Origin of the sequence: Lachnospira hominis (ex Hitch et al. 2025), from assembly GCF_040096395.1 — a bacterium.
GTDB lineage: Bacteria > Bacillota > Clostridia > Lachnospirales > Lachnospiraceae > Lachnospira > Lachnospira hominis.
This window is the reverse complement of record NZ_JBBMES010000004.1, coordinates 186,038-208,034: the sequence shown is the minus strand read 5'-3', so window position 1 is coordinate 208,034 and position 21,997 is coordinate 186,038. Positions and strand designations below refer to the sequence as shown.

Here is a 21,997-nt window from a genome sequence, read left to right as displayed (position 1 = left end):
ATGAGCATATGTCGTGATGACATTTATGAAAAGTAAATTTTTAAAAATATTTATATGGATTCCTGCTATTATTTGTGCGGTTATGATATTCGGATTTTCGGGACAGAATGGTGAAAATTCGGGAAATCTCAGCCGTAAGGCAGCAGGTATCATAGTTGATATTGCTGACAGCGTACATCTTGTAGATGTACGCTGGAATGGCAGACAGGAACTTATAGACAAGATAGAATTGCCTGTAAGAAAAGCAGCACATATGACTGAATATGCAATATTTGCATGTCTTGTTTATCTGGCATTTACAGTTGATGGTGTCAGTTGGCAGCTCGTCAGATTTATAAGTTTTTTTGCAACGGCAGCATTTGCATGTTCAGATGAATTTCATCAATTATACGTTCCGGGAAGAAACGGCTGCGTTACAGATGTACTGATTGACTGTGTTGGAATATTAATCGGTATTATTATATGTTCCATAGTTGACAGGCGTAAAAAAATGATAATTTAGTATGGCATTTTAGAAAATATTGTAAAACGGGAAGTGGGGAATAAACATATGACACTTTATGATGAATTAGTAGCAAGAGGACTTATAGCCCAGGTTACTGACGAAGAGCTTATAAAAGATTTAATTAACAATGGGAAAGCTACATTTTATATTGGTTTTGACCCAACTGCTGATAGTCTTCATGTAGGTCATTTTATGGCACTCTGTCTTATGAAAAGACTTCAGATGGCAGGTAACAAACCTATTGCACTTGTAGGCGGTGGTACAGCTATGATTGGCGATCCGTCCGGCAGACAGGATATGCGTAAGATGATGACAGAAGAACAGATTCAGCACAATGTTGAATGTTTCAAAAAACAGATGTCAAGATTTATTGATTTTTCAGATGGCAAAGCAATACTTGCTAACAATGCTGACTGGCTTTTAAATCTTAATTATGTTGACTTCTTACGTGAAGTCGGAGCATGTTTTTCTGTTAACAATATGCTTAGAGCAGAATGTTATAAGCAGAGAATGGAAAAAGGACTCAGCTTCCTTGAGTTTAATTATATGATTATGCAGTCATATGACTTCCTTATGCTCTACAAGAAATACGGATGTAATTTACAGTTCGGTGGTGATGATCAGTGGAGTAACATGCTTGGCGGTACAGAACTTATAAGAAAGAAATTAGGAAAGGATGCGTCAGCAATGACAATTACACTTCTTCTCAACTCTGAAGGCAAGAAGATGGGTAAGACACAGTCAGGTGCAGTATGGCTTGACCCTGATAAGACATCACCATACGATTTCTATCAGTATTGGAGAAATGTAGATGATGCAGATGTATTAAAATGTATCAGAATGCTTACATTTATACCACTTGAAGAGATTGAAAAGATGGACAGCTGGGAAGGTGCACAGCTTAACAAAGCAAAAGAAATTCTTGCATATGAACTTACTAAGCTTGTTCATGGAGAAGAAGAAGCAAAGAAGGCAGAAGAGACTGCACGTTCTATATTTACTGGTGGAGATGCACAGAATATGCCTTCAGCTGTAATTTCAAAAGAATCTTTTAAAGATGGAAATATCGATATTATTTCAATTGTTCATCAGGCAGGACTTGCGTCTTCAAGATCAGAAGCAAGAAGAGCTGTTGAGCAGGGCGGCGTAAGCGTTAATGGTGAAAAAGTATCAGCTATTGATGCAGTATTTCCTATGGAATTATTTGAAGATGGCGTAGTTGTTAAAAAAGGCAAGAAGAATTTTAGAAAAGTAACAGTTTAGGATGTCATGAAAATGAAGAAGAATCAAATTGTTCTTATCAGAGTTGTCAGTGTAGCCGTACTTATGGCTGCACTGGCTCTAATTTTAATATTTGGTGCGGGAAGTACTGTTTTTACAAAAATAATAAAAGACCTGAATAATGGTGGCGTTACATCTGATGCTTCAGCTGTTTCTGTTTACAATCTTGTGTATTATAAGGGAATGAATGCTATATATCAGATAATATTTGGAATTGCATTGTTTACAACAATAGTTGGAATTGCAGGTGTGTTTTTTCGCATTAGAGGAACGGATATATGTCTTAATACGGCTATAATTTTTGATGTTGTAACAGGAATATATCTTATACTTGCATACGTTCTTGAAAAAAATAAATTTATGCATAAAGTGTTCGCAAAAATTTATCTTGGAGAGTTTGATACACAGTTTACGGTTGTAAGACTTATAAAACTTCATCTTCTTATTGCAGGAATATTGCTTATACTTGTAAGTCTGCTTGCGTCAGCAATTGTAAAGTCAAGTGGAATACCAAAGATGACTATTTACAAGGCTGAGAGTAATCTTGGATGGCTTCTTATAATACCATTGTTTTTTACATCATTAATATTTGATGTAGCAAGAGAATGGGCAATAAGAATTGCTTCGGGTTACAGTGATGTGTCAGGGCAGCTTTATGATATTTTAAAAGATTATTATTTTGGTGATAAGTTCCTTTTTTCAATGCCAAAGTGGCTTATTGTTTTTGTGGCTTCAGTTATAACGCTTTTTATAATGGGAGTGCTTAGAATTCATTTGAAAAGAATATTTGCTGTGATAATGGGAGCTGTTTTTACAGCTGCCGCTCTTATAAGATGCGTTGTTTTCTGGATGAATCCACCCGCAATATTCGGAACACTTTCATATAATGAAAATGTGTGTGATATGACAGACAGAGCAGGGGCAGCATATATGATATGTTTTGTTCTGGATATATTTTTTATTACAATTCTGGCAGTATTATGTATAATATGTGCACAGAAAAAGTTTTTTGAATTAAAAAATATACTGATAATCACAATCGGTTATGCAATTATCAGTATAGCTGCTATATTAATTCTTGGTTTTGGCGGCATATCTGCAATCTATGCAGGATGCGGCGTGATTGATGTTATAGCATCATCAGCATTGCTTTATCTCGTCTATAAAAGTTGATGCTATCATTGAGTAGTTTGTATAGTATACAACAAAACCGGGCTTTGAACCGGCAGGTTTTTTAACTTCTTTCTTTAAAACATAATCAACTTCAACTTTATCCTGGCTGTGTCCTTTTGAAAAATGTGCTGCGAGTGCGGCTGCTTCTTCAAAGGTACGGTCAGGAATTTCTTTGCCGTCAGTTTTTAATATGACATGTGAGCCTGCCATATTTTTTGCATGAAACCACCAGTCGCTGCCGTTTGCAAATTTGAAAGTAAGCTCATCATTCTGGAAATTATTTTTGCCTACATATATGTCGAAACCGTCGGATGATATGAAGTGAAGCGGTTTGCTTACAATTTTAATTTTCTTTGATGGTGTCTGATGACGATGTATATATCCTGACTCAATTAATTCTTCCTTGACCTGTGCAAGATCGTCCTCAGATACAGCAATGTCAAGTGATGAGGCGACTGACTCAAGATGTGCTATTTCGGCACGGGTTTCTTTTATCTGTACACTTTCGGCTTCAAAAGTACGTTTCAGTTTATTATATTTATTAAAATATTTTACTGAATTTTCGCGTGGTGTGAGTGTTGGGTCAAGAGGAATTATGATTTCCTCGTTAGTATAATAATTAAGAGCTTTGAATTCCTTGCTGCCTTCCGGAATATTATAGCCGTAGGTGTTTATAAGCTCGCCGTAAACACGGTATTTATCACGTTTTTCAGTATCTTTTAACTGCTTTTCCTGTATGTCGGCTTTTTTAACAGAGCGTTCAAGTGCCGTTGAAACTATTTTCCTTAAATCAGATGATTTCTGGCGGATTCGTGTTACAGCATCTTTTTTTGAGTAAAAATCTCTTAAAAGAGTGCTGACAGAATCATATTTTGTACACTTGTCAAACATTTCAAGCGGAATTGATGAGAATTCTTTTGGTTCATCTCCGATGTATACAATATTTGGAGTGAAAATATTATTTTTAATATTATCCATTATATTGCTGAAAATGTTGAATAAGTGAAGACTTTCATTTTCCTCAAGACAGTTCGCAGGCTTGTCAGAATTGATTGAAGCTTCAAAACATATTTCTTCTGCAGCGACAGGACTGATACCCGTATATGATGAATAAATTGCTTTTGATGTGCTCACAGGGCGTGTAAGTGCTGTGTTTTTAAATTCGTCATAATTCGTATTCAGTGGATTTTTCTTATCTGATGTATTGGGAATAAAATATTTTCGTCCCGGAAGAACTTCTCTTACAGAACTCATCTGTGATGAAACACGCTTGATACTATCAAGGATTGTGTCGCCGTCACAGAATATTATATTGCTGTGTTTGCCCATGAATTCTGTTATAAGATGTTTGCGGCATACATCCCCCATTTCATTCAAGTGTTCAATCTCAATATCAAGAATTCTCTCAAGACCGGGCTGCGTGATGCCTATAATACGTCCGTTTCCGAGATGTTTCCTTAAAAGCATGCAGAAATTAGGGGCAGTCATCGGACTTGGCTTATTATCATCAGTAAGATATATAAGCGGAAGACTTGCATTAGCAGAAATTACAAGTCTGTACTGGCCGTTTTGCGTTTTTATTGTAAGAAGAAGTTCATCAGCTTCCGGCTGTGCAATTTTATATAATCTTCCTCCGATGAGCTTTTCGTTTAGTTCATGTTTTATATTAGAAATGACAATACCATCAAGTGCCATAAAATCCTCCTTGTTTTTCCGAAGGAAAAATCCGAACCTAGTGGTGAGGAGAGGATTTGTCCTCCTTGTTTTTCCGAAGGAAAAATCCAAATGTGCATCTTTGATGCACTATGCCCAGTGGTGAGGAGAGGATTTTCCCTTTGTTTTCTTGCTTATTTTAGCATAAAAATGAACTTGTGTCTTGTACTTTTGCTATATTATTGATATAATTAGCTGATAAGTGATTTTGATGATTAAATATATTATCATAGCGGAAAGGTATGGCTGACACAATGATAAAAAGTATGACCGGCTTTGGCAGATGTGAGCAAAGCGAGGGAACAAGAACAATAACAATTGAAATGAAGTCTGTAAATCACAGATATCTCGAGGCTGGAATAAAGATGCCTAAAAAGCTGAATATTTTTGAAGCACGTATGAGAGAAGTGCTTAAAAAATATGCACAGAGAGGTAAGATAGATATTTTTATTTCATATGAAGATACAGCTGACAGTAATGTTCATTTGAAATATAACAGTGATCTTGCGGCTGAGTATATGAATATACTTGACAGCATGGCTGAACAGTTCGGCAAACAGAATGACATAACAATAACTTCACTCTCAAGATATCCTGAAGTTATTACTATGCAGGAAGAGACGGAAGATGAGGAAGAGTTGTGGGCATTTATAAGTAAAGCTTTGGAAAATGCCTGCTCGCAGTTTGAACAGACAAGAATTCTTGAGGGAACAAATCTTAAAAATGATTTGCAGGATAAACTTAACCATATGGAAGAACTTGTTGATTTTATTGAGAGCAGAAGTCCACAGATTATGAAAGAGTACAGAAGCAAGCTTGAAAATAAAGTTACACAGCTTCTTGGTGATACACAGATAGATGAATCAAGAATAGCAACAGAAGTTATTATATATGCAGACAAGATATGCGTTGATGAAGAGACAGTAAGATTAAGAAGTCATATTTCACATGCACGTAAGTGCCTTGAGGAGACCGGCGGCATAGGAAGAAAGATGGACTTTATCGCACAGGAGATGAACAGGGAGTCTAATACGATTTTGTCAAAGGCAAATGATATAGAGATTTCTAATGCTGCTATAGATTTAAAGACACTTATAGAGAAAGTGCGTGAGCAGATACAGAATATAGAATAATTAATATTGATAAATAACTTGATTGTTTTTCAAAATTCAGATATAATTATTCGTACATATTTTTGACAGAAAAGAGGCTGATTATGAATAATCAAGGCACACTGCTTGTTGTTTCAGGATTTTCCGGAGCAGGTAAAGGCACAGTGATAAAAGAGCTTTTAAAAGAGCATGATAATTATTCTTTATCAATATCTGCAACTACAAGGAAGCCGAGAGAAGGCGAGCAGGATGGCAGAGAATATTTCTTCAAGACAAAAGAGGAGTTTGAAGATATGATTAGCAGGGGCAGATTCCTTGAACATGCCCAGTATGTTAATAATTATTATGGAACTCCAAGAGATTATGTTGAGGAGCAGATAAAAGCAAACAGGAATGTGATTCTTGAGATAGAAAGTGTTGGTGCACTTAATGTTAAGAAGATATTTCCTGAGGCAGTTCTTGTTTTCATAACACCACCTGATGCCGATGAACTTGAGAAGAGACTCAGAGGCAGAGGAACAGAAGATGAAGAGACAATAATTGCAAGATTAAGAAAAGCTGCCAAAGAATCAGAAGGTGTTGAAAAATATGATTATATAGTTATCAATGATACAGTTAAAGAATGTGCTGTATGCATTGATGATATTACGCACAGAAAAGAAGATGTACTTGCAGAGTGCAGTGCGGACAATGCTGATAACATTAAGGTAATTAACCAGATAAGACAAGATTTAAAAAAATATTAATTTAAGGAGAGTTATATATGTTACATCCATCATATTCAGAATTAATGGAAGCTGTAAACAGCAGAGCAGAAGAAGGAGAACAGGCAGTAGTACAGAGCCGCTACTCAATTGTCAAGGCGACAGCAGAGAGAGCAAAGCAGATTATAGATGCAAGATATCTTGAGGAAAAGTATGACAAGATTACAATTCCTGATAAAGACGGTAAGGACAGAGCACCTAAGAAGACTCCGGAAGACAGAAGAAAGATTTTCATGGGTAAAGAGCTCATTGATAATGCAGAAGATATGAAACCATTATCTGTTGCAGTTAAGGAATTATACGAAGGAAAGATTAAGATTGTTGATAATACTTCAGCAGACGAAGATTAATTGATAAAGGCTCAGCCATGCAACAGATTCTGCATGGCTGTTTTTTTCTGAAAAGAGATACAGGAGGCAGTGTTGAGCGGAAAATATATTGAAGAAGATAAAACAATAACATGTTCTGTAAGCAATGACTGTGGCGGATGCTGTTATACAAAAGTTCCATATGATAAAACTTTAAGTTTAAAACAAAAACATGTTACGGAACTTTTTAGAGGTGTTGCAGAATGTGAAAAGATAACAGGAATGTACAGACCAGTCTGTTATCGCAATAAAGTTCATGCTGCAGTTGGAACCAACAGGGACGGCAGAATAATTACAGGTACATATAAAGAAGGCACACATAAAATAATTCCGGTTGACGGATGTATGATAGAAGATGCCCAGTCGGAAAATATTTTAAAAGAATTGAGAAGATTATTTCAGTCATTTAAGTATCAGCCTTATAATGAAGATACGAAACGTGGATTTATAAGACATGTTCTTATCAGAAGAGGATTTTCAACGGATGAGACGATGGTTGTCCTTGTAACAGGACAGGTGCAGTTTCCGTCAAAAAATGCTTTTATAAAAGAATTATTAAAAGCATGCCCGTCTGTGACGACGATAGTTCAGAATATTAATAATATGTCAACAAGCATGGTGCTTGGAAAAAGAAATATTGTCATCTATGGAAAGGGATATATTGAAGATGTACTCTGCTCTAACAGGTTCAGAATAAGTCCTGATTCATTTTACCAGATAAATGTCAAACAGACAGAAAAACTCTATAAAGCAGCGATAAAGGCAGCCGGGATAAATAAAAATGATACAGTTGTTGATGCATATTGCGGAATAGGAACAATTGGAATAACAGCTGCAAAGTATGCAGGAAATGTTATCGGCATAGAACTTAATCCGAAAGCGGTCGAGGATGCACAGGTTAATGCACAGATCAATAATATAAAAAATATAAGATTTTTTGAGGGTGATGCAGGTGATTTCCTTGTTGAATATGCCCGGAATAAAAAAGCAGATGTTGTAATCATGGACCCTCCAAGAAGTGGTTCTGATGAAGCATTTCTTAAATCTCTTATAAAGATAAAGCCAAGAAGCATAGTATATATTTCTTGTAATCCTGATACACAGATAAGAGATGTAAAGATTCTTGAAAAAGGCGGATATAAGGCAGAAAAATGTATGCCATTTGATTTATTTCCATATACGGAGCATATTGAAAATATCTGTGTTTTAAAGAGAGGAAAATAGCAGTGGAAGAGAATAGTAATATACAGGAAGAAGTAAAGACAGAAATAAAACAGGAAAATAATCAAGATGATGAAATAGAAATTCTTGAAGTTGAAGAGGTTAAAGAAAAAAAGGATTTTTCCAATGTTTTGTCTGGGGTTTTTAAAAATAAAAAAACACTTACGGCGGCAGGAATCGTTGCTGTTGTTATAGCAGCAGCCGTTACCTGTGTGGTTATTTCAGTAAATAAAAGAGGCACAAAACAGACGCTGGCTGTTGAAGAGACGACAACACAGGCTGAGACTGTAACGCAGGAACAGACGACAGAAGAACCAAAAAAGCTTGAAAATCTCATGCTTGAAGCAAATGCAGAAGAGAGTTCAATAACAGCTCATTTTGTCAATGAATCAGGAGAAGCTGTGACAGGACATAATTTTGCAGTACGTCTTTTAAGCGGAAGCATTGAAGAAAATCAGGAAAAAGTTGATAAACTTAAAAATGATAAAAAGAGCGGTACAGATAATCTTAAAGAAAGTACGGCAGTACAGACACAGGAAAATGGCAGCCAGTCAGAAGACGTAGTTGCACAGACCGGTGCAACAGAGTATGAAGATGATAATCAGGATGGAGAAGTTGTTATAACTGACCTGAATGAGGGAACATACACGCTTGTTGCAAAGGCATATGAGGGATTCGCACTTCCTGATGCGGCGGAAGTTTCACTTGTAAAATATACAGTTATAGAAAATATTCTTGAAAGTGTTGTATATGAAGATGAAAGCACAATTAAAGAAGATCCGGAGAATGGCAGGGATGATGAGCCGGAAGATGAGCCGGTAACGCCGAATGGCTCAATTGTGATAACACCGCCATCGTATTTGGATGATAATAATGGTGTGGTTTCTCATATAAAAACACAGAATGATTCATATGTTTATGAGACAAAAAATGTAAGCACGGCATTATTTTCCGATTCTGATATTGCATCATATGAAAAAGCAGCATGTTTTATAGAAAATAATGATGAAATAAAAGAATTTGAAGGACTGGTAAAAGAAAGAACAACAGTTTCTGTTACAGATGGTGATAAAAGTGTTATAAGTACATTTCTTGTAAAGAGTGATAAAAAACAGGAATCACAGACAACAGCTGAAAAAGAGACACAAACAGCATCAGACGGGAAATTGTATGATGTATATACTCTTTCACCGGTTCTTGTAAAAGAATATGGCGATGGCTGGCATAATATTGGCGGAAACAGATATTATTACAGGGGTTCACAGCGTGTGACAGGCTGGCAGAATATAGATGGATTGCAATATTATTTTGACGGAAATGGTAAACTTTCATCATGTACAATGATAGATGTTTCGACGTATAATGGAGATATTGACTGGAATGCAGTCAAAGCAGCCGGAGTTGATTATGCAATTATCCGTGTGGGTTACAGAGGATATGGAACTGCAAGACTTGTACAGGACAGGCGTTTTGAACAGAATATGCGTGGTGCAATAAATGCAGGAATCCGTGTCGGTGCATATATTGTCACACAGGCGGTAAATACTGAAGAAGCTGTCGAAGAGGCGAGCTTTATAGTAGAAAAATGCCGTGGATACAATGTGACACTTCCACTTGCAATTGATGTAGAATGGGCAGGAAACAGTTATGAAGAAGGAAGAGCCAATTCAATATCTGCTTCAACAAGAACAGATGTAATAAATGCATTTGCAAGAACAGTAATGAACAGCGGATACACAGCTATGGCATATGCAAATAAAGACTGGTTTGAAAATAAAATATATTCAGGTAATCTGTTTTCATCATGCAAAATATGGCTGGCACAGTACAGAAATACTGAATATACATATGGCGGCCGTGTAAATATGTGGCAGTATACAAGCAAAGGCAGAGTTGACGGAATAAACGGAGACGTTGATATAAGTGCATGGGTATATTGATAAAAGATTTAAAAGAATGGAGATTAATACATGAAAATAATGTTTGTGTCCTTAGGGTGCGATAAAAACCTTGTAGATACAGAAAATATGCTTGGTATTTTAAGAAACAGAGGATTTGAATTTACTGATGATGAATATGAAGCTGATGTAATAGCAGTAAACACATGCTGTTTTATACATGATGCAAAACAGGAAAGCATTGATACAATTCTTGAGATGGCTGAGCATAAAAAAGACGGAAAATGTAAGGCACTTATTGTTTCCGGATGTCTTGCACACCGTTATCATGATGAAATAGAAAAAGAAATCCCTGAGGTCGATGCTCTTCTTGGAACAGCTTCATATGATAAAATTGCAGAAGTTGTATTATCAGTTCTTGAAGGCAAGGGATACAGCTGTATAGATGATGCGGACAGACTTGTAATGACGAAGGATGAAAGAATAATAACTACAGGCGGTTATTATGAATATTTAAAGATTGCAGAAGGATGTGATAAGCATTGCACATACTGCATTATTCCAAAGGTGCGTGGCAATTACAGGAGCTATCCAATGGAATATCTTGTTAAGCAGGCTGAACAACTTGCTGAAAAAGGCGTTAAGGAACTCATACTTGTCGCACAGGAGACAACGGTTTATGGTGTTGACATTTATGGTAAAAAAATGCTTGCAGAGCTTGTAAAAAAACTTGCTGCAATTAAGGATATTGCATGGATAAGAATACTTTACTGCTATCCTGAAGAAATAGATGACGCTCTTATTGAAGTTATCAAAAATGAGCCAAAAGTCTGCCATTATCTGGATATGCCGATACAGCATGCCAGTGACAGCATTTTGAAGAAAATGGGCAGAAGAACAACAAAGCAGGAACTTAAAGATGTAATAAATAAACTCCGTGAAAATATACCTGATATTGCACTCCGCACAACACTTATAACAGGATTTCCCGGCGAAACACAAAAAGACCATGAGGAAATGCTTGATTTTGTTGATGAGATGGAATTTGACAGGCTTGGAGTATTTACATATTCACCTGAAGAGGATACGCCGGCAGCAGTTATGCCAGACCAGATTGATGAAGAAGTGAAAGAGCAAAGAAGAGATGCAGTCATGGAACTACAGCAGGAAGTTTCGCTCGACAAGTCGGAAGAAATGGTAGGAAAAGTTATAGACTGTCTTATAGAAGGCAAGATTGAAGATGATGATACTTATGTAGGCCGTTCATATAAAGATGCACCTAATGTGGATGGATTTGTTTTTGTAAAAACAGATGCTAATCTTATGTCGGGTGATATAGTTAAAGTACGTATTGACGGTGCAATGGAATACGATTTGATAGGTAGTCTGTGCGATTAGGCATGGAAGAATGGAGGAATATATGAATCTGCCAAATAAACTTACAATTCTTAGAACAATATTAATACCTTTTTTTCTGATATTTATATATACAGATTTCTGGGGAAAAGGAAATGCTTATATAGCAGTTGCGATATTTATAATAGCAAGTCTTACTGATTTATTAGATGGAAAAATAGCAAGAAAATATAATCTGGTGACCAATTTCGGTAAATTTATGGATCCGCTTGCAGATAAACTTCTTGTCTGCTCTGCACTTATCGCACTTGTTGACCTTGGAAAACTTGCAGGATGGATTGTCATTGTTATTATAGCAAGAGAATTTATAATAAGCGGATTCAGGCTTGTTGCTTCTGATAATGGAGTTGTTATTGCTGCAAGCTATTGGGGAAAATTCAAGACAACATTTCAGATGATAATGATAATTCTTCTTGTTCTTGATCTGCCATTTAAATATATGAACATAATAAACATGGCAGTTGTATATATTGCACTTGCACTTACAGTGATTTCGCTGATTGATTATATTGCAAAGAATTACAAGGTATTTATTGAAGGTTCATCAAAATAAAACGGAAAGTTTTATCTGAAGGGAGCAGCATTTATGGAATTAAGAAATAATGGTCTTCTTGAAAAGCATGTTGTTGATGTTTTAAAAGAAAAAAAGCTTACTGTAACAACGGCAGAATCATGTACAGGTGGGATGATTTCGTCAAGGATTGTGAATGTTCCGGGAGCTTCGGCAGTGTTGAAACAGGCTTATGTAACATATTGTGATGAAGCAAAACATACAGTGCTTGGTGTAAAAAAAGAAACACTGGAAAAATATTATGCTGTGAGCAGCCAGACTGCATGTGAGATGGCAGAAGGCGGTGCAAAGGCAGCTGGAGCAGATGTATGCGTGTCTGTTACAGGCGTAGCAGGACCGGATACAGAGGATGGAAAACCGGTTGGCTGTGTTTTTATCGGCTGTTTTTATAACGGAAATGTTACTGTTAAGGAATATTCATTTAAAGGAAACCGTATGGAAATACGTTCACAGGCAGCAGATGAGGCTTTAAAACTTGTTCTTAATGTTGTAAAATAAATTGCCTGATGATAAAGTATCAGTGATTGGTATGTTTTTACTAATTGCTGATATTTTTAATTTATTATTTAAAAAATAACTTTACAAATAAAATATAGCATGATATACTCATACTATAAATTAATATTAATTATGTAAATGAGAACAAATATTCGCTTTATACTTGACATCAGCTGGACAATAATATATTATATATTTTACGAACAGGTGTTCATGATGTGCATGTATAAGAATATGTGCTAAGGAGAGGAGAAGTATGGTTAAAGAAGAAAAGATTAAGGCACTTGATGCCGCACTTGCAAATATTGAAAAACAGTTTGGTAAAGGCTCAGTTATGAAGCTTGGTGAGTCTAATTATAATCTTAATGTAGAGACAGTTCCAACAGGTTCATTAAGCCTTGATATAGCACTTGGACTCGGCGGTGTTCCAAAGGGAAGAATTGTTGAGATATATGGTCCTGAATCAAGTGGTAAGACAACAGTTGCACTTCATATGGTTGCAGAAGTACAGAAACGTGGCGGTATAGCGGGATTTATAGATGCAGAGCATGCCCTTGACCCTGTATATGCCAAGAACATAGGTGTTGATATTGATAATCTTTATATATCACAGCCTGACAGTGGTGAACAGGCACTTGAGATAACAGAGACAATGGTGCGTTCAGGAGCTGTTGATATTATTATTGTCGATTCTGTTGCAGCACTTGTTCCTAAGGCAGAGATAGACGGCGATATGGGCGATTCACATGTTGGTCTTCAGGCAAGACTTATGTCACAGGCGTTAAGAAAGCTTACACCGGTTGTAAGCAAGAGCAACTGTATTGTTATATTTATCAACCAGCTTCGTGAAAAAGTTGGAGTTATGTTTGGTAATCCCGAGACAACAACAGGCGGTCGGGCTTTGAAGTTTTATTCATCAGTAAGAATGGATGTAAGAAGAATTGAGACGCTCAAGCAGGGTGGCGAAGTTATTGGTAACAGAACAAGAGTTAAGGTTGTAAAGAATAAAGTGGCACCACCATTTAAGGAAGCAGAGTTTGATATTATGTTTGGCAAGGGAATATCTGTTGAGGGTGATATACTGGATCTTGCAGTAAGTATAGGACTTGTACAGAAGAGTGGTGCATGGTTTGCATATAATAATGAAAAGATTGGACAGGGACGTGAGAATGCCAAGAATTATCTTGCTGAACATCCTGAAATTATGGAAGAACTTGACAAAAAAGTAAGGGAACATTATTTTAGCAAAGATAACGAAGAATCAGCAGAGAATGCAGAGCAGAGCACGTCTGAAGATGCAAAAGGGGCACCGGCAAAGAAAAAGGCAGCAGCTAAAGAAGAATAATTAGTATGGAATATTTCGTTACATCAATAAAAGAGATTACTTCAAAAAGAAGAGCTGTATATGTTGATTATGAACATGTTTTTGCATTGTATGCCGGAGAGTTAAGGAAGTTTGGCATTAAAGAGCAGTCCTATATAAGTGAAGATGTATATGACGAGATAATGACAGTTTTATCTAAACGTGCAGTTATCAGGGGGATGAATCTGTTAAAGAATAAAGATTATACGAGAGCAGAATTTATTAAAAAACTGAAAGACGGATATTATCCTGATAAAGCAGTTGATGCTGCATTGGAATATATTGACAGATATGGTTATATAGATGATGACAGATATGCAAGAAATTATGTAGCATTTAAAGCTCCTGTCAAAAGCAGGCGTATAATAGAACAGAAGCTTAAAGAGAAAGGCGTTTCCGCTGATATAATTGCATGTGTATGTGATGAGTATTACAGTGATAATGGTGAGTGTGAACTGAATCAGGTTGTTAGTCTTATTGAAAAGAGAACATCTAAGACAGATATAAGCAGAATGGATTACAATGAAAGACAGAAGCTTATGGCATATCTTTACCGACGTGGATTTAACTTTGATATTATTAATAAGGCTATTGATAAAGTATGTGATAATTGCATGTGAAACTTATCGGACAAGCGTAAATTTCTTGACAATAAAGCAAAATGAGTATAATATTAATATGTTGTATTGCTTGTACAATGAAAACTAAATAAGGAGGTGCTCCTGTGCTGGTTATTATCGCTATAATTGCAACATTGGTTATAGTCGCACCTATTACATGGTTTATTTCTGGTAAAGTTATCCAGAAGGCAAATGATGCCAAGATTGGTAATGCCAATGAAAGAGCCAGAGAAATAATAGATGAAGCATTAAAAACAGCCGAGACAACTAAGAAAGAAGCACTCTTGGAAATTAAAGAAGAATCTTTGAAAAACAAGAATGAACTTGAAAAGGAGACCAAAGAAAGAAGAGCTGAAGTACAGAAGTATGAAAGAAGAGTTCTTTCTAAGGAAGAATCCCTTGACAAGAAAATTGAAGCTGTCGAAAAGCGTGACTTGAGCATTACCAAGAAAGAAGAAGAACTTGGTAAAATGAAGCAAAAAGTTGATGAACTTGAACAGAAGAGACAACAGGAACTTGAAAGAATCTCAGGTTTAACCTCCGAACAGGCAAAAGAATATCTATTAAAGACTGTTGAAGATGATGTAAAACATGAAACTGCTGTAATGATTAAAGCATATGAAAGCAGAGCAAAAGAAGAAGCAGATAAGAAAGCAAAGGATTATGTGGTAACAGCTATCCAGAGATGTGCCGCAGATCATGTTGCAGAGACTACAATTTCTGTAGTACAGCTTCCTAATGACGAGATGAAGGGTAGAATTATCGGTCGTGAAGGCCGTAATATCCGTACTCTTGAGACACTTACAGGTGTGGAACTTATTATTGATGATACTCCTGAAGCTGTCGTTTTGTCAGGCTTTGATCCAATCAGACGTGAAATCGCAAGAATAGCGCTTGAGAAACTCATTGTTGACGGACGTATTCATCCGGCAAGAATTGAAGAGATGGTTGAGAAGGCTCAGAAAGAAGTAGAAGTTTTAATTAAAGAAGAAGGTGAAGCCGCAACTCTTGAAGTTGGTGTTCATGGTATTCATCCGGAGCTTGTAAGACTCCTTGGAAGAATGCGTTTCAGAACAAGTTATGGTCAGAATGCGTTAAAACATTCAATTGAAGTAGCACAGCTTTCCGGCCTTTTGGCAGGAGAGATTGGTTGTGATATCAAGCTTGCAAAACGTGCAGGATTGCTTCATGATATTGGTAAATCAATTGACCATGAAATAGAAGGTTCTCACGTTCAAATCGGTGTTGATTTATGTAGAAAGTATAAAGAATCGCCGACTGTTATTAATGCAGTAGCATCACATCATGGTGACGTCGAGCCAGAGAGCTTAATTGCTTGTATTGTTCAGGCTGCTGATACAATTTCAGCTGCAAGACCAGGTGCAAGACGTGAGACGTTAGAAACTTACACAAACAGACTTAAACAATTAGAAGATATTACCAATTCCTTTAAGGGAGTTGAGAAATCATTTGCCATTCAGGCTGGTAGAGAGATTCGAGTTATGGTCATTCCTGAAGTTGTTAGTGATTCGGATATGGTACTTATGGCAAGAGATATTTCAAAACAGATTGAGAGTCAGATGGAATATCCAGGACAGATTAAGGTCAGCGTTATTCGTGAGTCACGAGTTGTTGATTATGCCAAATAGAATGATTAGAGTTCATAGAACACCTGTGGGTATTGCCCGCAGGTGTTTTTTTGTGTGCATATGTCAGCCGGAAAAAGTATATGTAAAACAAGAGCCTGTTACTAAAATTAAGCCAAATGCAAAAATGACTTAATAATATAAAAAAAATACAAAGATAAATTAAAATTTTTAGTTTTACTATTGCCTTTTTTGACGATTTATTGTATCATATCCAAAGTTTAATAAAAAGCAGGAGGTTTGGCTATGCAATATTGCGAAATGAGCAAAGAAGAATTATTAAAACTTAAAGAAGAATTGGACGAGAGATATAAAGAGGCACAGTCTAAAGGCCTTAGTCTTAATATGTCAAGAGGTAAGCCGTCAGCAACACAGCTTAATGTTACTATGGATATGCTTGATACTATTAACAGTTCTTCAGATATGAAGTCAGAAGATGGAACAGATTGCAGAAACTACGGTGTTCTCGATGGTATTCCGGAAGCTAAGAAGCTTATGGCAGATATAATGGGAACAACTCCTGAACATGTGATAATATATGGCAATGCAAGTCTTAATATTATGTATGACCAGGTTTCAAGAGCATATACACATGGTTTGCTTGGAAATACTCCATGGTGCAAGCTTGATAAGGTTAAATTCCTTTGTCCTGTACCTGGTTATGACAGACATTTTGCTATTACCGAACATTTTGGTATCGAAATGATTAACATTCCAATGTCAGAAAATGGTCCTGATATGGATATGATAGAAAAATATGTAAATAATGATGAATCTGTTAAAGGTATATGGTGTGTTCCTAAGTATTCAAACCCTCAGGGCTACACATATTCAGATGAGACAGTTAAGAGATTTGCAGCATTAAAGCCGGCTGCAAAAGATTTCAGAATATTCTGGGATAATGCATATGTAATTCACCATCTTTATGAAGATAAGCAGGATGAAATTCTTGATATTATATCAGAATGTGAAAAAGCAGGAAATCCTGATATGGTATTTGAATTTGCTTCAACATCAAAAGTAAGCTTTCCTGGTTCGGGAATGGCTGCACTTGCTTCATCTGAGGCGAATGTTGCTGATATTAAGAAACAGCTTACAATACAGACAATCGGTCATGATAAGATTAATCAGTTAAGACATGTAAGATATTTTAAGAATCTTGAAGGCGTAAAGGCTCATATGATGAAGCATGCTGCACAGATGAGACCAAAATTTGAGGCAACACTTAAAGTCCTTAAAGAAGAACTTACTGGACTTGGTATCGGTACATGGTCAGAGCCACGCGGTGGTTACTTTATTTCATTTGATGCTATGGAGGGCTGTGCAAAGGCAATCGTTGCAAAATGTAAAGATGCCGGAGTTGTACTTACAAATGCAGGTGCAACATTCCCATATGGAAAAGACCCTAAAGACAGCAATATCCGTATTGCACCATCATTCCCAACACCTGAGGAGATGGAACTTGCGTCAGATATATTTGTATTATGCGTAAAAATAGTAAGTATTGAAAAAATACTTGAAACAAAGTAAAATAAATTATAAGACAAACCCATTTCAGATATAATATTTGGAATGGGTTTATTTAAAATAAGTAAAAGGATGGAGAAGAGTATGAATACATTTGGATTTATCGGAATGGGTAATATGGGTTATGCTATGCTTAAAGGTGCACTTAATTCATTTTCAAAAGAAGACATAATATTTACATGTCCAAGCAGTGACAGAAGAGAAAAAATAAGTGAAGAGACAGGCGTAAGATTTGCGGAGAGTAATGCTGAATGTGCAAACAATGCAAAATACATAATTCTGGCTGTAAAACCTCAGGTATATGATGTGGTTTTAAAAAATATACATGATATAGTTACAGAGGAAAGTATTGTAATATCGCTCGCACCCGGAATAACAATTACAGATATAAAAAGAAAACTTGGTGACAATATAAGAGTTGTGCGTGCAATGCCAAACACGCCTGCACTTGTCGGAGAGGGAATGACAGGGATAAGCTATAATACAGCAGAATTTTCATTTGAAGAAAGAGATATAATTGAAAAATTCTTTAATTCTTTCGGCAAAGTGGTAACTGTTCCGGAAAATCTTATGAGTGGAGTTGTATGTGCAAGCGGAAGTTCACCTGCATATGTATACATGTTTATAGAAGCACTTGCAGATGGTGCCGTAAAGTATGGAATACCGAGAAAAGATGCTTACAAGCTTGTTGCACAGACTGTACTTGGCTCGGCAAAAATGGTTCTTGAAACTGGTGAACATCCTGGAAAATTAAAGGATAATGTATGCTCACCTGGAGGCACAACAATTAAAGGGGTTGCAGCTCTTGAAGAAAATGGGTTCAGAAATGCACTTATAAAAGCGACAGATGCATGTTTTGAGGCATGTAACGGAGTAAAAAAATAATAAAAACAATAAATTTAGAGAATAGGGAATAAATATGGAACATATAAAAAGAGTCGGAAGAACATTAAAGCATAAAGGCTCAATATTATCATTTTATGAAGATGATATAATGACACCTGACGGAAATGTTGCAAAGTGGGATTTTATCGAGCACAGTGGTGCAGCTGCGGTTATTCCGGTGCTTGATGACGGAAGAATACTTCTTGTGAGACAGTTTCGTAATGCCCTCGACAGAGAGACACTTGAAATTCCAGCAGGTGGAATAAATAAGGGCGAAGAGGCATATGCTGCGGCGATGCGTGAGCTTGAAGAAGAGACAGGATACAAGACAGACAGACTTACGCATCTTGTAAGCCTTGTGACAGCAGTTGCATTCTGTAATGAGATAATAGAAGTTTATACTGCAAAAAATCTCTGTAAAACACAGCAGCATCTTGATGAAGATGAATTTATTGATGTTGAAAGTTACACTGAAGATGAAATAACGGATATGATTTACAGCGGTAAAATACAGGATTCAAAAACTATTGCTGCAATTATGGCATATATAAATAAAACGAAACATACAATGCAATAAATAAAACAAAAAAGGCCATGTTGTGAAGGCATCATTATTAATAAGAAGATACAGGTTTATTTTATTTATTTTTGCCGGGATGATTGTTGGAACGGTATTGTTTAACATATTTATAAAATTAAAAATAACAGACGCAGATTTACTTGGAAATGATTATCTTGCAATATATGATTCGGTGAGAATAAATGGAATAACAGTGTGGAAATATGTGTTAAAATCACGTATGAAATGGTTGGTATTTCTTGTACTTGCAGGAATAACAAAAATAAGAATTCCGATTTATGCATTATTTACAATGGCGGCCGGAGCCGGAAGCGGAATACTTATAAGCATAATGGTTTTAAAATATGGGCTTATGGGTATTGCTGTATTTTTGATTTCAATATTTCCGCAGTTTATCTTTTATGGAATAATGTATGTTCTTATGTTAAAAATATTTATCGAGAGTACGGGATTGGTAGGAATGAGAAAAAATCTTATTATTGCAGGAATTGTAATTGCTATGTTTATAGCAGGTACATATATGGAGGCTTTTTTGAATCCTATAGCATTAAAAAAAATGTATATGCTGATTTTTTAAGATTAAATAAGGCAAAAAAGGCGGCGTTTTTCTTTCCTTTTGGAAAGTTGAAAATGCCGCCTTTTTCTGTCTTTATTTATACAAGCTCTGCTATTTCGTATAAAAGCTTTTCTGATTCGTCCCATCCAAGACATGGGTCAGTGATAGACTTTCCATATACACCGTCGCCGACTTTCTGGCAGCCCGGTTCAATGTAACTTTCAATCATAACACCTTTGATGAGCTTCTTTACGTCTGATGAATGTTTCATGCTGTGAAGGATTTCTTTAGTGATACGAATCTGTTCCTGATATATCTTTCCTGAGTTGCTGTGGTTTGCATCTACAACGCATGCCGGATTCATCAAATCGCGGGCATTATACATATTGACAAGACGCATCAGATCTTCGTAGTGATAGTTAGGAATGTTCTGACCATGTTTATTAACGGCACCACGCAGAATTGTATGTGCGAGTGGATTGCCGGGTGTTGCAACTTCCCAGTTTCTGTAGATAAATGTCTGTTTTGCCTGTGCAGCAACAACAGAATTAAGCATTACAGAAAAATCACCGCTTGTAGGGTTTTTCATTCCGGCAGGAACATCCATGCCGCTTACAGTAAGTCTGTGCTGCTGGTCTTCAACAGAACGGGCACCGACTGCGACATAAGATAGAACATCTGCAAGAAACCAGTAATTCTCAGGGTAGAGCATCTCATCTGCAGGCATAAGTTCTGTTTCTTCCATGACTCTTATGTGCATCTTGCGGATTGCTACAAGCCCTGCAAGCAAATCAGGCTTCTTTTCAGGGTCAGGCTGATGTAACATGCCCTTGTAACCTGTGCCTGTTGTACGTGGCTTATTTGTGTATACACGAGGAATAATAATAACTTTATCCTTGATTTTTTCCTGAACTTTTTTAAGGCGGAGTGTATAATCAAGAACGGCATCTTCGTTATCTGCCGAACATGGACCTATAATTGCAAGAAATTTATCTGATTTTCCAGTTATAACATCAGCGATTTCCTTGTCACGCTCAGCTTTTAATGCAGCTGTTTTTTCAGGGACAGGAAATTCGGCTTTAATCTCCGTAGGAGAAGGAAGTTTTCTTATAAATTCAAAACTCATTTTTTACCTCATTTCTGCGATTTTCGCTTTTGCATCAGCTTAGAATTATAATATAAATATTAAAAAATGTAAACCCGGGCATAAATAATTACTTCTTTATATAAAGAAGTTGTTGTCATATTCCACGTCTGTAAGAAAAAGTGCGTTAGGTGGAAGAGTGACGCCAGCATTGCTGCGTATTCTGCTTTCCATGGCTTGTTTTATATCGTCGTATGTAAACTGTCCGTAGCCTGCCTGTAAAAGAGTTCCTGCTATAATGCGTACCATATTATATAAAAATCCGTTCCCTGTAAAATCAATACGCATAATATCCGTGTTTTCAATTATTGAAATATTAATATTACTGATTGTTCTTACATGGGATTTATCAGGTGATTTGTCAGTTGTAAATGCTGAAAAATCATGTTTTCCTATAAAAATATGGGAGCACTTTTTCATGAATTCAATATCAGGAGAACTGCACATGCTTGGTTTTATATTTAAAGGCGGCATACAAGGAGTGTATACAAATCTGCGAAAAAAAACATCGGGCTTATCAGAAAGACTTACAAAATAAGAATAAGTTTTGCTCAAAGCGTTTTTTCTGCTGTGAAAATCATCACGCACACGGCAGATACTTGTTATTCTTACGGAATCGCACAGTTTGCGGTTTATTTCTTTTGGAAAATTCTTTAAATCAAGATTTTTATTGCAGAAAAAATCAGCGGTCTGGCAGGTGGCATGTACGCCCGAATCGGTACGTCCGCTTGCACGGATATTAATATCTTCACCTGTGAACTTACTTAATTCATAATTCAGAAGTCCCTGAATTGTGATTAACGGATTGTCGGGCTGAAGCTGCCAGCCGTTGAAGGAAGAACCGTCATAGGAAACGGTAATCATATAGTGAAACATCCAAAACTCCTTTTTTGGTAAAATTATCTAAAAACAAATATCTAAAGTAATTATAGAACAAAAATAATAAACGGGCAATAGTATGATTTTACAAAGGTTTGAGAATATAAAGAAAAAATACAAAAAAATTGAAAATTGTATATAATTCACAAAAAATATCAGATTGATATAATGATATTGAAAAATATGTAGAAAAATGTTATTATCTGAAATGTAAAGACTACGTGATTGTGGTGGGATATATTTAACGAATAAGCAGGAGATGCTTATTCTAAACAGC

The 21,997-nt window shown here is 36.2% G+C and carries 21 protein-coding genes; 18 read left to right on the top strand and 3 right to left on the bottom strand.

Annotation, left to right across the window (positions count from 1 at the left end; translation table 11 throughout):
- Window positions 1-25: 25 nt before the first annotated feature.
- From WMO38_RS06040 to WMO38_RS06030, 3 genes are read left to right on the top strand one after another with little or no spacing between them, the layout of a single operon-like run.
- A complete protein-coding gene (locus tag WMO38_RS06040; protein ID WP_349161889.1) occupies window positions 26-502 on the top strand; it encodes a VanZ family protein in 477 nt (158 codons plus the stop codon).
- 48 nt (window positions 503-550) lie between these two features.
- Window positions 551-1,768, top strand: a complete 1,218-nt coding sequence (gene tyrS, locus WMO38_RS06035) for a tyrosine--tRNA ligase (protein ID WP_349161888.1) — start codon at window positions 551-553, stop codon at window positions 1,766-1,768.
- Between the two features lie 12 nt (window positions 1,769-1,780).
- Window positions 1,781-2,959, top strand: coding sequence for a hypothetical protein (locus WMO38_RS06030; protein ID WP_349161887.1), 1,179 nt, complete (start codon window positions 1,781-1,783; stop codon window positions 2,957-2,959).
- Here WMO38_RS06030 and WMO38_RS06025 read toward each other — a convergent pair.
- Window positions 2,927-4,654, bottom strand: coding sequence for an Rqc2 family fibronectin-binding protein (locus WMO38_RS06025; RefSeq protein WP_349161886.1), 1,728 nt, complete (start codon window positions 4,652-4,654; stop codon window positions 2,927-2,929). The genes WMO38_RS06030 and WMO38_RS06025 overlap by 33 nt on opposite strands.
- 272 nt (window positions 4,655-4,926) lie before the next feature.
- On the opposite strand from WMO38_RS06025, the gene WMO38_RS06020 reads away from it, so the two are divergent.
- The 15 genes from WMO38_RS06020 to WMO38_RS05950 all read left to right on the top strand — a co-directional run bounded on the left by WMO38_RS06020 (window position 4,927) and on the right by WMO38_RS05950 (window position 19,718).
- Entirely contained in the window at window positions 4,927-5,805 is an 879-nt protein-coding gene (locus WMO38_RS06020; protein WP_186836961.1) for a YicC/YloC family endoribonuclease, read from the top strand.
- Window positions 5,806-5,888: 83 nt separating this feature from the next.
- A complete protein-coding gene (gene gmk / locus WMO38_RS06015; protein WP_021866630.1) occupies window positions 5,889-6,530 on the top strand; it encodes a guanylate kinase in 642 nt (213 codons plus the stop codon).
- A 17-nt stretch (window positions 6,531-6,547) separates the two neighbouring features.
- Complete coding sequence (locus WMO38_RS06010; protein WP_021866631.1) at window positions 6,548-6,898, top strand: DNA-directed RNA polymerase subunit omega; 351 nt, start codon at window positions 6,548-6,550, stop codon at window positions 6,896-6,898.
- Between the two features lie 69 nt (window positions 6,899-6,967).
- The gene (gene rlmD, locus WMO38_RS06005; protein WP_435390993.1) at window positions 6,968-8,140 is read left to right on the top strand and encodes a 23S rRNA (uracil(1939)-C(5))-methyltransferase RlmD; all 1,173 of its coding nucleotides are present in this window, start codon (window positions 6,968-6,970) and stop codon (window positions 8,138-8,140) included.
- 2 nt (window positions 8,141-8,142) lie between these two features.
- Window positions 8,143-10,077, top strand: a complete 1,935-nt coding sequence (locus WMO38_RS06000; RefSeq protein ID WP_349161885.1) for a glycoside hydrolase family 25 protein — start codon at window positions 8,143-8,145, stop codon at window positions 10,075-10,077.
- A 30-nt stretch (window positions 10,078-10,107) separates the two neighbouring features.
- Complete coding sequence (gene rimO / locus WMO38_RS05995; protein WP_021866634.1) at window positions 10,108-11,433, top strand: 30S ribosomal protein S12 methylthiotransferase RimO; 1,326 nt, start codon at window positions 10,108-10,110, stop codon at window positions 11,431-11,433.
- A gap of 22 nt (window positions 11,434-11,455) precedes the next feature.
- Window positions 11,456-12,004, top strand: coding sequence for a CDP-diacylglycerol--glycerol-3-phosphate 3-phosphatidyltransferase (gene pgsA / locus WMO38_RS05990; protein ID WP_021866635.1), 549 nt, complete (start codon window positions 11,456-11,458; stop codon window positions 12,002-12,004).
- A gap of 33 nt (window positions 12,005-12,037) precedes the next feature.
- Window positions 12,038-12,520, top strand: coding sequence for a CinA family protein (locus tag WMO38_RS05985; RefSeq protein WP_349161884.1), 483 nt, complete (start codon window positions 12,038-12,040; stop codon window positions 12,518-12,520).
- Window positions 12,521-12,776: 256 nt separating this feature from the next.
- Window positions 12,777-13,865, top strand: a complete 1,089-nt coding sequence (recA, locus tag WMO38_RS05980) for a recombinase RecA (protein ID WP_349161883.1) — start codon at window positions 12,777-12,779, stop codon at window positions 13,863-13,865.
- Window positions 13,866-13,870: 5 nt separating this feature from the next.
- Window positions 13,871-14,503, top strand: coding sequence for a regulatory protein RecX (locus WMO38_RS05975; protein ID WP_021866638.1), 633 nt, complete (start codon window positions 13,871-13,873; stop codon window positions 14,501-14,503).
- 134 nt (window positions 14,504-14,637) lie between these two features.
- Window positions 14,638-16,152 carry a ribonuclease Y gene (gene rny / locus WMO38_RS05970; RefSeq protein WP_420323503.1) on the top strand — a complete coding sequence of 505 codons (1,515 nt, stop codon included), beginning with the start codon at window positions 14,638-14,640 and terminating at the stop codon, window positions 16,150-16,152.
- A gap of 243 nt (window positions 16,153-16,395) precedes the next feature.
- Window positions 16,396-17,679, top strand: coding sequence for an aspartate aminotransferase type Ic (locus tag WMO38_RS05965; RefSeq protein ID WP_349161882.1), 1,284 nt, complete (start codon window positions 16,396-16,398; stop codon window positions 17,677-17,679).
- 81 nt (window positions 17,680-17,760) lie between these two features.
- On the top strand, window positions 17,761-18,561 hold the full coding sequence (proC, locus tag WMO38_RS05960) for a pyrroline-5-carboxylate reductase (protein WP_186836856.1): 801 nt from the start codon (window positions 17,761-17,763) through the stop codon (window positions 18,559-18,561).
- A 34-nt stretch (window positions 18,562-18,595) separates the two neighbouring features.
- Window positions 18,596-19,138: an NUDIX hydrolase gene (locus tag WMO38_RS05955; RefSeq protein ID WP_021866642.1), complete on the top strand. Its 543-nt coding sequence runs from the start codon at window positions 18,596-18,598 to the stop codon at window positions 19,136-19,138.
- Between the two features lie 22 nt (window positions 19,139-19,160).
- Window positions 19,161-19,718, top strand: a complete 558-nt coding sequence (locus tag WMO38_RS05950) for a hypothetical protein (RefSeq protein ID WP_021866643.1) — start codon at window positions 19,161-19,163, stop codon at window positions 19,716-19,718.
- Window positions 19,719-19,794: 76 nt separating this feature from the next.
- On the opposite strand, the gene WMO38_RS05945 is transcribed toward WMO38_RS05950, so the two are convergent.
- Both WMO38_RS05945 and truA read right to left on the bottom strand, forming a co-directional pair.
- Window positions 19,795-20,823, bottom strand: coding sequence for a 3-deoxy-7-phosphoheptulonate synthase (locus tag WMO38_RS05945; protein ID WP_021866644.1), 1,029 nt, complete (start codon window positions 20,821-20,823; stop codon window positions 19,795-19,797).
- 96 nt (window positions 20,824-20,919) lie between these two features.
- Window positions 20,920-21,717, bottom strand: coding sequence for a tRNA pseudouridine(38-40) synthase TruA (truA, locus tag WMO38_RS05940; protein WP_349161881.1), 798 nt, complete (start codon window positions 21,715-21,717; stop codon window positions 20,920-20,922).
- Window positions 21,718-21,997: the final 280 nt, after the last annotated feature.

Coding starts and splice junctions, on each gene's coding strand:
- WMO38_RS05965 (WP_349161882.1), top strand. CDS start 16,396: ATGCAATATTGCGAAATGAGCAAAGAAGAATTATTAAAACTTAAAGAA.
- recA (WP_349161883.1), top strand. CDS start 12,777: ATGGTTAAAGAAGAAAAGATTAAGGCACTTGATGCCGCACTTGCAAAT.
- WMO38_RS05945 (WP_021866644.1), bottom strand. CDS start 20,823: ATGAGTTTTGAATTTATAAGAAAACTTCCTTCTCCTACGGAGATTAAA.
- gmk (WP_021866630.1), top strand. CDS start 5,889: ATGAATAATCAAGGCACACTGCTTGTTGTTTCAGGATTTTCCGGAGCA.
- proC (WP_186836856.1), top strand. CDS start 17,761: ATGAATACATTTGGATTTATCGGAATGGGTAATATGGGTTATGCTATG.
- rimO (WP_021866634.1), top strand. CDS start 10,108: ATGAAAATAATGTTTGTGTCCTTAGGGTGCGATAAAAACCTTGTAGAT.
- WMO38_RS05975 (WP_021866638.1), top strand. CDS start 13,871: ATGGAATATTTCGTTACATCAATAAAAGAGATTACTTCAAAAAGAAGA.
- truA (WP_349161881.1), bottom strand. CDS start 21,717: ATGTTTCACTATATGATTACCGTTTCCTATGACGGTTCTTCCTTCAAC.
- WMO38_RS06030 (WP_349161887.1), top strand. CDS start 1,781: ATGAAGAAGAATCAAATTGTTCTTATCAGAGTTGTCAGTGTAGCCGTA.
- WMO38_RS06025 (WP_349161886.1), bottom strand. CDS start 4,654: ATGGCACTTGATGGTATTGTCATTTCTAATATAAAACATGAACTAAAC.
- WMO38_RS06020 (WP_186836961.1), top strand. CDS start 4,927: ATGATAAAAAGTATGACCGGCTTTGGCAGATGTGAGCAAAGCGAGGGA.
- tyrS (WP_349161888.1), top strand. CDS start 551: ATGACACTTTATGATGAATTAGTAGCAAGAGGACTTATAGCCCAGGTT.
- WMO38_RS06010 (WP_021866631.1), top strand. CDS start 6,548: ATGTTACATCCATCATATTCAGAATTAATGGAAGCTGTAAACAGCAGA.
- WMO38_RS06040 (WP_349161889.1), top strand. CDS start 26: ATGAAAAGTAAATTTTTAAAAATATTTATATGGATTCCTGCTATTATT.
- WMO38_RS05955 (WP_021866642.1), top strand. CDS start 18,596: ATGGAACATATAAAAAGAGTCGGAAGAACATTAAAGCATAAAGGCTCA.
- WMO38_RS05985 (WP_349161884.1), top strand. CDS start 12,038: ATGGAATTAAGAAATAATGGTCTTCTTGAAAAGCATGTTGTTGATGTT.
- pgsA (WP_021866635.1), top strand. CDS start 11,456: ATGAATCTGCCAAATAAACTTACAATTCTTAGAACAATATTAATACCT.